Origin of the sequence: Cytobacillus praedii (genome assembly GCF_001439605.1) — a bacterium.
Classification (GTDB): Bacteria; Bacillota; Bacilli; order Bacillales; family Cytobacillaceae; genus Cytobacillus; species Cytobacillus praedii.
The window spans coordinates 1-7,718 of sequence record NZ_LMBX01000050.1 but is presented as its reverse complement, the minus strand read 5'-3'; the positions used below and the strand labels follow the sequence as shown (position 1 = coordinate 7,718).

Here is a 7,718-nt window from a genome sequence, read left to right as displayed (position 1 = left end):
GTAAGATTAGCTCTTAAGTTTTAAAACTTGTTTTAAACGTTGACGTTTTTTGTTCGTTCAGTTTTCAAAGAGCAATTTTTACCAATCACCGTTAAGCGACTTAATAAATATAACATTTATCAAATTTATTGTCAACAACTTTTTAAGGTTGTTACTGCTAACTCTTGGTGACGACTTTTAATATATTATCACCTCTCACTAATACAGTCAATCCTTTTCTTTTAAAAAATAGACAGCTAATAAAAAAATCAGCTGTCCATTAAATAATCCACGTTTGAATAGCTACTAAAGCAAACAAGCCAGGAATCCCCAAAAAACCTGAAATAGAAGATGTAATAAGATTTATAGGTACGTGTATACCGAATTGGTTGCCGAACGCATTTAAAAAGAACAAAAAAAGTGCGCCAATAAGTAATTTAATTACGCCTTGACCAATAAATCTAACTGGCTTTAGAGGGGCTCCAATAAATAAAAGTAAGATAATTAATCCTCCTAATATGGAGATTACTACAACAGGCTCCAACAAAAAGTCCTCCTCTCAAGATACTTGTACATTCATATTATGATATGAATGTACATTTAAGACCTAGAAAGGAGGACATGCTATTTATTTTCTAATTGTTATCTTTCTTTTCCTCACTTCTTTAAAAAGAAAGAAATATTTAGCTTCAGCAATTTTCGCCTGACTGATTGCTTCTGCGGAAGGGTCAAAGCTTTTTTCTAGCAGCTGTCGTTGACCATTCCAAGAATTCTTCAACTCATTTACCTTTTCTAATAGCTGACTATCAAATTCCTTCCGAAGCCAGCCTTTTTTGCGAAATAACATCTATTCCGCCTCCATTATTCTTAAACTTCTCTTCTTCCTTCTAGTGCTTTTGAAAGTGTCACCTCATCAGCGTATTCAAGATCTCCTCCAACTGGCAGTCCATGCGCTATACGTGTGGCGCGGATCCCTGATGGCTTTAAGAGCCTTGAAATATACATCGCTGTTGCTTCACCCTCAATATTCGGATTAGTTGCAAGGATAACCTCTTGCACTGTATCATCTTGAAGTCTCTTTAAAAGACTTGGAATATTAATATCCTCTGGACCAATGCCATCCATTGGAGAGATAGCTCCTTGAAGTACATGATACAGACCATGATATTCTTTCATTTTTTCCATTGCTATCACGTCCTTTGGATCTTGGACCACACAGATAACCGTTCGATCTCTCTTTTGGTCCTCACATATATAGCAAGGATCTTGATCTGTGATATGACCGCAAATAGAGCAATAAGTTAAATTCCTTTTAGCGTTGACTAAAGCCTTTGCAAAATCAAGTACAGTATCTTCCTTCATACTTAGTACAAAAAAAGCCAGACGAGCGGCCGTTTTCGGGCCGATACCTGGCAATTTCATAAAGCTGTCAATCAGCTTTGATATCGGTTCAGGATAATGCATATCTATTCCTCCTAAGAAAAGCGCAAGCGCCTTAGTCATACCCGTACAAACGCAGAATTCCCCTAGTCCTTTAATACCTATGAAAGGAGCTCAATAAGCAGAGCAAATTGATATCGACTTATCATATGGGACCTGAAGTTTGACTCGCGATAGGCGCTGGAGTTAGACAACTCTCTATCTCCAAAGTTATACTTTCTTATCTTTTAGGATCAGCTGTCTTAGAACATTCCTGGGAGATTCATCCCTTTAGTAAATTGACCCATTGTATTATTAGTTAATTCATCTGCTTTTTTCAAAGCATCATTAGTAGCTGCCAATACAAGATCTTGAAGCATTTCAATATCTTCAGGGTCTACAACCTCTTCCTTGATATTTACTTCAAGCACCTCTTTATGTCCGGAAACAACAACTGTAACCATTCCGCCTCCAGCTGTTCCTTCAATTCTTTCTTCACCAAGCTTTTCTTGTGCTTCCGCCATCTTTTTTTGCATTTTTTGCATTTGTTTCATCATATTTTGCATATTTCCCATTCCACGCATCGTTTTTTCCTCCAATTATTATTCTTTAATTTCTATTAAACCTTCTCCAAATAACTTCTTCGCCTCAGCAATCAGCGGCTCTTCCTCCATTTGGTTTATACCCCCATCGGATTCGCCATCATGCTGAGTATGCAGAAAGTCTTCCCTAATCTTTTGCCATTGCTCATCAGGGACACCCGAAATTTGCATTCGTTTCCCTAATAATTCATTCATTATATTGGCTAATGTATCTAAAAACTTAGCATTGTCCATCGCCATTTGACAATGAATCTCATATTTAAATTTAATAATGAAAGCATTTTGAGATGCTGCCACAGGCTCAGCTTCATTTAATAAAGCTGCTTGGGATCGCATTTGATTATGAACAAGCCGATTGAGCATATCGCCCCACTGACTCTTTATAACTTTTAGGTCTTCCTTTGTCGCCTGCTTTAGTATTTCGTTAATTTTACCAACAGGAACCTGAAATCCTTTTCTTGAGCTTCTTTGCGGCTTTTTTTGAGCAGCCGTTTGAGTTTCATCAATCACAGCAAGCCCATTTCGTTTTAGATCGCTTATCTCTTGTTCAAGCTGGTTAATTCTATTCAGTAATGGTTGAAGATCACCAGTTGGCGATGCTTGTATTCCGCCTTCAAGCTGACAAAGTTTAACAATTGCAACTTCAAGAAAAATCCGTGGATGATTTGTCCACCGCATATCTTGCTGCGCCTTATTTAATACATCAATTAATTTATACAGCTCTTCTGGTTTTACATTTTCTGCAAGTGTTCGGAATTCATCATCGAGCATGACTCGTTCTAACGATTCTTCTAATCTTGGTGCAGCTTTAAAAAGCAGCATATCTCGATAATATAGAATAAAATCTTCTATAAATCGGGAAGGATCTTTTCCATGAAAAAGCAGTTCCTCAAGATACTCCAAGCCAGCAGCAGCATCTCTTTCAAGAACAGCATTTGCTAATTTATTAAGAAAACCTTGTGATACAGCACCAGTGACTGTTAATGCATCTTCAATCGTTACGAGATCCTCACTAAAGGAAATAGCTTGATCTAGTAAGCTTAATGCGTCACGCATCCCGCCATCAGCAGCCCTTGCCACAATTTGCAGGGCTTGTTCATCACAACGAACACCAGTCTCCTCAACAATTAGCTTCATTCTCCCAACAATTGCCTGCGCCGTAATACGTTTAAAGTCAAATCGCTGACATCTTGAAATAATCGTAAGCGGGATCTTATGCGGCTCTGTTGTTGCCAAAATAAAAATGACATGCTTTGGAGGCTCTTCAAGTGTTTTCAATAGTGCATTAAATGCGCCAATGGAAAGCATATGTACTTCATCAACAATGTAGACCTTATATTTCACTGAGGTTGGTGCATATTTCACCTTATCGCGAATATCCCTTATTTCTTCTACACCATTGTTTGACGCTGCATCGATTTCGATCACATCTGGAATGGAACCATCGGTAATTCCCTTACATGATGCACATTCATTGCATGGCTCATTCACCGGGGCCCTTTCACAGTTAACGGCTTTTGCTAAAATTTTTGCCGCGCTTGTCTTCCCAGTCCCTCGTGGACCAGAAAATAAATAAGCATGCGATATTTTCTGCTGAAGCAGGGCGTTTTGCAATGTCTTCGTTACATGCTCCTGTCCAACAACATCTATAAAGCTTTGTGGCCGCCAAACGCGATATAAAGCTTGATAACTCATCGACACGCCCCCTTCCTGTGCACTCTTCCACCATTATAACGTATCCCTGTTCTTTTTTAAAAGGAAACAAATAAAAAACTCATCTCAATTGAGATGAGTTTCATTTATAATAGTTAAACTGCCGTGCACCTTCCGTCGACTGACGCCCATAAGCGTTACTTAAGCAGTTAGCTCGGCCCAGGCAACCCTGCGGCACATGGGAGTGTCCACTTAATGCTGCTTCCTTCCGGACCTGACATGGTTCATGGATTCCCATTGCGCAGGACCCAGGCGTCAACACCACTTACTTAAGGCAGGCCCTACAGGACATCAGCCTCGGGAAGGGATTCAGCCTCGCTAGAGCGGATTGCGAGTACAGGGCACCGCTACCTCCCCACCTAGCACGGCAAAGTTGAAACCATATTTAAGTGCCATCGAATGACACAATCTAAGTATACTAATATCATTTGTAAAAATCAATGCTTATCCATTGTTAATTCCTTCTTCTATCTCCAATTGTAACTTTCGTTGTTTCTTTTCTTCCTTTTTACGCAAACGCAGCCCTTTAAAAAAGGTAGATAAAAGTTCACCGCATTCTCTTTCTAAAACCCCAGATACAACCTCACTCTGATGATTAAACCGTTCATCTTGAAGCAAATTCATAAATGTCCCTGCGCATCCGCCCTTTGGATCGCTGGCACCATAGACTACCTTTTTTATTCGAGAAAGCATGATAGCTCCAGCACACATCGGGCATGGTTCAAGTGTCACGTACAAAACGGCATCTTCTAGCCTCCATGTTCCAAGTGATTGACATGCCTGATCAATAGCCATTAGTTCTGCATGAGCAATCGAACTTTGGTTGTGTTCCCTTAAATTATGTGCACGAGCAATAATTTCCCCATTAAGCACAATAACTGAACCAATCGGAACCTCCATTAATTCCCGCGCTTTTTCAGCCTCTTTTATTGCTTCTATCATGTATGTTTCATCTTTGTCTACATTTTGCTGCATCCTTCTCATTCCTTTTACTTATTCCTCTATAAATTATATCATTTCTTTTTTCTCCCATTCATAAAATGTTGTAATGACTATTTTCTGATCAGACCATTTATTTCAATTACTGCCCCATTCGGTTTAATCTAGGAGGGAATAACTTGCAAATTCATGTTGTTCAGCCAAACCAATCCTTATTTGGGATTGCACAAGCCTACGGTTCAAGCGTTAGTGATATTGTAGAAGCCAATGAACTTCCGAATCCAAACAATCTTGTAATCGGTCAAACCCTTGTTATTCCAATTATTGGCCAATTTTATTGGGTCCAATCTGGGGATAGCTTATATTCAATTTCTAGAAAATTCGGCATTTCTTTTCAAGAACTTGCTTCTGTAAACGGCATTTCTGTTAATCAGCCGCTTCAAATGGGGCTTCGACTTTATATTCCTCCTCGCCCAAAAACAAAAGCAGAGTTTAATGCCTATGTAGAACCAAGAGGAACAACGGTTGCTCCTAATTTAGAAGCTAGTGCAAGAGAAGCTGCACCGCATTTAACATACTTAGCACCCTTCAGCTTCCAAGCGCTCCGTGATGGCTCACTGAAGGAACCACTTCTTAACAATTTTCCTGCTATTGCTCGTGCAAATAACAATGTATTAATGATGGTCATTACAAATCAGGAGAATGATCAATTCAATGCTGAACTTGGGCAAATCCTTTTAAACAATATGCCAATTCAAGATCGATTTCTAAACAATATCGTAACGACAGCAAAGAAATATGGCTTTAGGGATATCCATTTTGACTTCGAGTTTTTGCGCCCAGAAGATAGGGAAGCATATAATCAATTTCTTCGAAAAGCAAAAGCACGATTCCGGCAAGAGGGGTGGATGATTTCTACAGCTCTTGCACCAAAGACAAGAGCAGATCAGCCTGGAAAATGGTATGAAGCACATGATTACAGAGCACATGGAGAGATTGTCGACTTTGTTGTTATCATGACTTATGAATGGGGGTATAGCGGGGGTCCAGCTATGGCTGTTTCGCCAATTGGACCTGTAAGAGATGTAATCGAGTATGCAATAAGCGAAATGCCCTCCACAAAAATTATGATGGGGCAAAATTTATACGGCTATGATTGGACACTGCCATTTGTGCAAGGTTCAACAGCTAGAGCAGTCAGTCCCCAGCAAGCGATTCAGATTGCAGCAAACAACAATGTGGCCATTCAATATGACAATAAAGCACAGGCTCCATTTTTCAACTATGTAGACAATGCAGGCAAGAAGCATGAAGTTTGGTTTGAAGACGCTAGGTCCATTCAAGCTAAATTTAATTTGATGAAAGAACTGAATTTAAGAGGGATGAGCTATTGGAAGCTCGGTCTGTCTTTTCCGCAAAATTGGCTCTTAATCACAGGAAATTTCAATGTAGTAAAGAGAGCTTAACGAAAATCTTAATTTTCTCACCTATTAACAGCTGGCCATTTGCACAGCTGTTTTTTCATTTCCTTCCCCATTGAAATTCCATATCCCTCCCACCTAATAGTGTGATAAAATATCTTTTGTGTCATTAATGAACGATAGAGTCCTAAAGGATACAATTTTATAAAAATAGAATAGGAAAGAGTAAAGAGTAGGAGGGCAATCTATGGGGGGAACACCTTTTATTACTGTAGAGGGGCCAATTGGTGTCGGAAAAACATCTCTTGCCAAAGAGATAGCCGAACAGTTTCAATTTGCTTTATTAAAAGAAATTGTTGATGAAAATCCATTTTTAGGGAAATTCTATGAGGATATTGAAGAATGGAGTTTTCAGACAGAAATGTTTTTTCTATGCAACCGCTATAAGCAGCTAGGTGATATAAACAATCACTTTTTAAATAAAAATAAACCTGTCGTTGCAGATTATCATATATTAAAAAATTTAATATTTGCCGGCCGTTCACTAAATACTGTCGAATACCAGAAATATTTAAAAATCTATGAAATATTAACAAATGATATGCCTAAACCAAATGTGGTTATCTATTTACATGCCAGCCTTGAAACACTCTTAACCCGCATTAAGCTTAGAGGACGAGAGATTGAAAGAAATATTAGCCCTTTGTATTTAGAGCAATTATCCATTGACTATGAGAATGCCATAAATGACTTTGAAGCAAAACATCCAGACATTCCAGTACTGCGATTCAACGGCGATCATCTAAACTTTGTAAAAAACAAAAATGACTTATCTTATATACTTGATACGCTATCTACATTATTGAAAAAGAGGAGCATTCAATCATGAATTTAAGAAATAAATACGAAATCCCGGCAAACTCAGTGATTACCATTGCCGGAACAGTTGGAGTCGGGAAATCAACCATGACAAATGCACTTGCCCAGGCACTAAACTTTCGCACCTCCTTTGAAAAGGTTGATACCAATCCTTACTTAGATAAATTCTATGCTGACTTTGACCGTTGGAGCTTCCATTTACAAATCTACTTCCTTGCAGAGCGGTTTAAAGAACAGAAACGTATCTTTGAATACGGAGGCGGCTTTATTCAAGATCGCTCTATCTACGAAGATACAGGCATCTTTGCTAAGATGCATTTTGAAAAAGGGACAATGTCCAAAACGGATTATGAAACGTATACTAGCCTGTTTGAAGCCATGGTTATGACGCCTTATTTCCCACATCCTGATCTCCTTATCTACCTTGAAGGTTCTCTGGACGATATTCTTTCCCGAATTCAAGAAAGAGGCCGCCCAATGGAACAGCAGACACCGATTGCCTATTGGGAGGAAATGCATCAGCGCTATGAAAACTGGATTAATACATTTAACGCGTGCCCTGTACTGAGACTTAATATTAATGATTATGATATTATCAATCATGAAGATTCAGTTGAACCCGTTGTCGAACGTATCTCGGACTTTTTACGGCAAACACAATTATTAAAAAAATGAGGCTGGGACAAAACCCACCTGCTTTGATTATTTTTGCATAAAAAATAAAGACCACTTCTGATAAGATAAAGTTACCACACCAAATCTCAGA

The 7,718-nt window shown here is 38.8% G+C and carries 9 protein-coding genes and 1 other RNA gene; 3 read left to right on the top strand and 7 right to left on the bottom strand.

Features of this window, described 5'->3' with window-relative positions:
- Positions 1-259 precede the first annotated feature (259 nt).
- From ASU02_RS25285 to tadA, 7 genes are all read right to left on the bottom strand, one after another.
- Complete coding sequence (locus ASU02_RS25285; protein WP_057768428.1) at positions 260-523, bottom strand: pro-sigmaK processing inhibitor BofA family protein; 264 nt, start codon at positions 521-523, stop codon at positions 260-262.
- 84 nt (positions 524-607) lie between these two features.
- Positions 608-826 (bottom strand): YaaL family protein, encoded by a 219-nt coding sequence (locus ASU02_RS25280; RefSeq protein WP_057768426.1) that lies wholly within the window; start codon positions 824-826, stop codon positions 608-610.
- Positions 827-846: 20 nt separating this feature from the next.
- Positions 847-1,443, bottom strand: a complete 597-nt coding sequence (gene recR, locus ASU02_RS25275; RefSeq protein ID WP_057768424.1) for a recombination mediator RecR — start codon at positions 1,441-1,443, stop codon at positions 847-849.
- Between the two features lie 218 nt (positions 1,444-1,661).
- Positions 1,662-1,982: a YbaB/EbfC family nucleoid-associated protein gene (locus tag ASU02_RS25270; RefSeq protein WP_057768422.1), complete on the bottom strand. Its 321-nt coding sequence runs from the start codon at positions 1,980-1,982 to the stop codon at positions 1,662-1,664.
- 18 nt (positions 1,983-2,000) lie between these two features.
- Positions 2,001-3,695, bottom strand: a complete 1,695-nt coding sequence (gene dnaX / locus ASU02_RS25265) for a DNA polymerase III subunit gamma/tau (RefSeq protein ID WP_057768421.1) — start codon at positions 3,693-3,695, stop codon at positions 2,001-2,003.
- A 121-nt stretch (positions 3,696-3,816) separates the two neighbouring features.
- Positions 3,817-4,081: signal recognition particle sRNA large type (gene ffs, locus ASU02_RS26175), an RNA gene on the bottom strand.
- Positions 4,082-4,157: 76 nt separating this feature from the next.
- Complete coding sequence (tadA, locus tag ASU02_RS25260) at positions 4,158-4,688, bottom strand: tRNA adenosine(34) deaminase TadA (protein WP_057768418.1); 531 nt, start codon at positions 4,686-4,688, stop codon at positions 4,158-4,160.
- A 143-nt stretch (positions 4,689-4,831) separates the two neighbouring features.
- On the opposite strand from tadA, the gene ASU02_RS25255 reads away from it, so the two are divergent.
- From ASU02_RS25255 to ASU02_RS25245, 3 genes are all read left to right on the top strand, one after another.
- Complete coding sequence (locus tag ASU02_RS25255) at positions 4,832-6,118, top strand: LysM peptidoglycan-binding domain-containing protein (protein WP_057768415.1); 1,287 nt, start codon at positions 4,832-4,834, stop codon at positions 6,116-6,118.
- A gap of 202 nt (positions 6,119-6,320) precedes the next feature.
- Positions 6,321-6,962: a deoxynucleoside kinase gene (locus ASU02_RS25250; protein ID WP_057768411.1), complete on the top strand. Its 642-nt coding sequence runs from the start codon at positions 6,321-6,323 to the stop codon at positions 6,960-6,962.
- Positions 6,959-7,627: a deoxynucleoside kinase gene (locus tag ASU02_RS25245; protein ID WP_057768408.1), complete on the top strand. Its 669-nt coding sequence runs from the start codon at positions 6,959-6,961 to the stop codon at positions 7,625-7,627. The genes ASU02_RS25250 and ASU02_RS25245 overlap by 4 nt, the downstream gene beginning before the upstream one ends.
- Positions 7,628-7,718: the final 91 nt, after the last annotated feature.

What these genes read in the sequence shown, in the direction of transcription:
- ASU02_RS25280 (WP_057768426.1), bottom strand. Translation starts at nt 826, where the DNA reads ATGTTATTTCGCAAAAAAGGCTGGCTTCGGAAGGAATTTGATAGTCAG.
- ASU02_RS25270 (WP_057768422.1), bottom strand. Translation starts at nt 1,982, where the DNA reads ATGCGTGGAATGGGAAATATGCAAAATATGATGAAACAAATGCAAAAA.
- tadA (WP_057768418.1), bottom strand. Translation starts at nt 4,688, where the DNA reads ATGCAGCAAAATGTAGACAAAGATGAAACATACATGATAGAAGCAATA.
- ASU02_RS25250 (WP_057768411.1), top strand. Translation starts at nt 6,321, where the DNA reads ATGGGGGGAACACCTTTTATTACTGTAGAGGGGCCAATTGGTGTCGGA.
- recR (WP_057768424.1), bottom strand. Translation starts at nt 1,443, where the DNA reads ATGCATTATCCTGAACCGATATCAAAGCTGATTGACAGCTTTATGAAA.
- ASU02_RS25245 (WP_057768408.1), top strand. Translation starts at nt 6,959, where the DNA reads ATGAATTTAAGAAATAAATACGAAATCCCGGCAAACTCAGTGATTACC.
- dnaX (WP_057768421.1), bottom strand. Translation starts at nt 3,695, where the DNA reads ATGAGTTATCAAGCTTTATATCGCGTTTGGCGGCCACAAAGCTTTATA.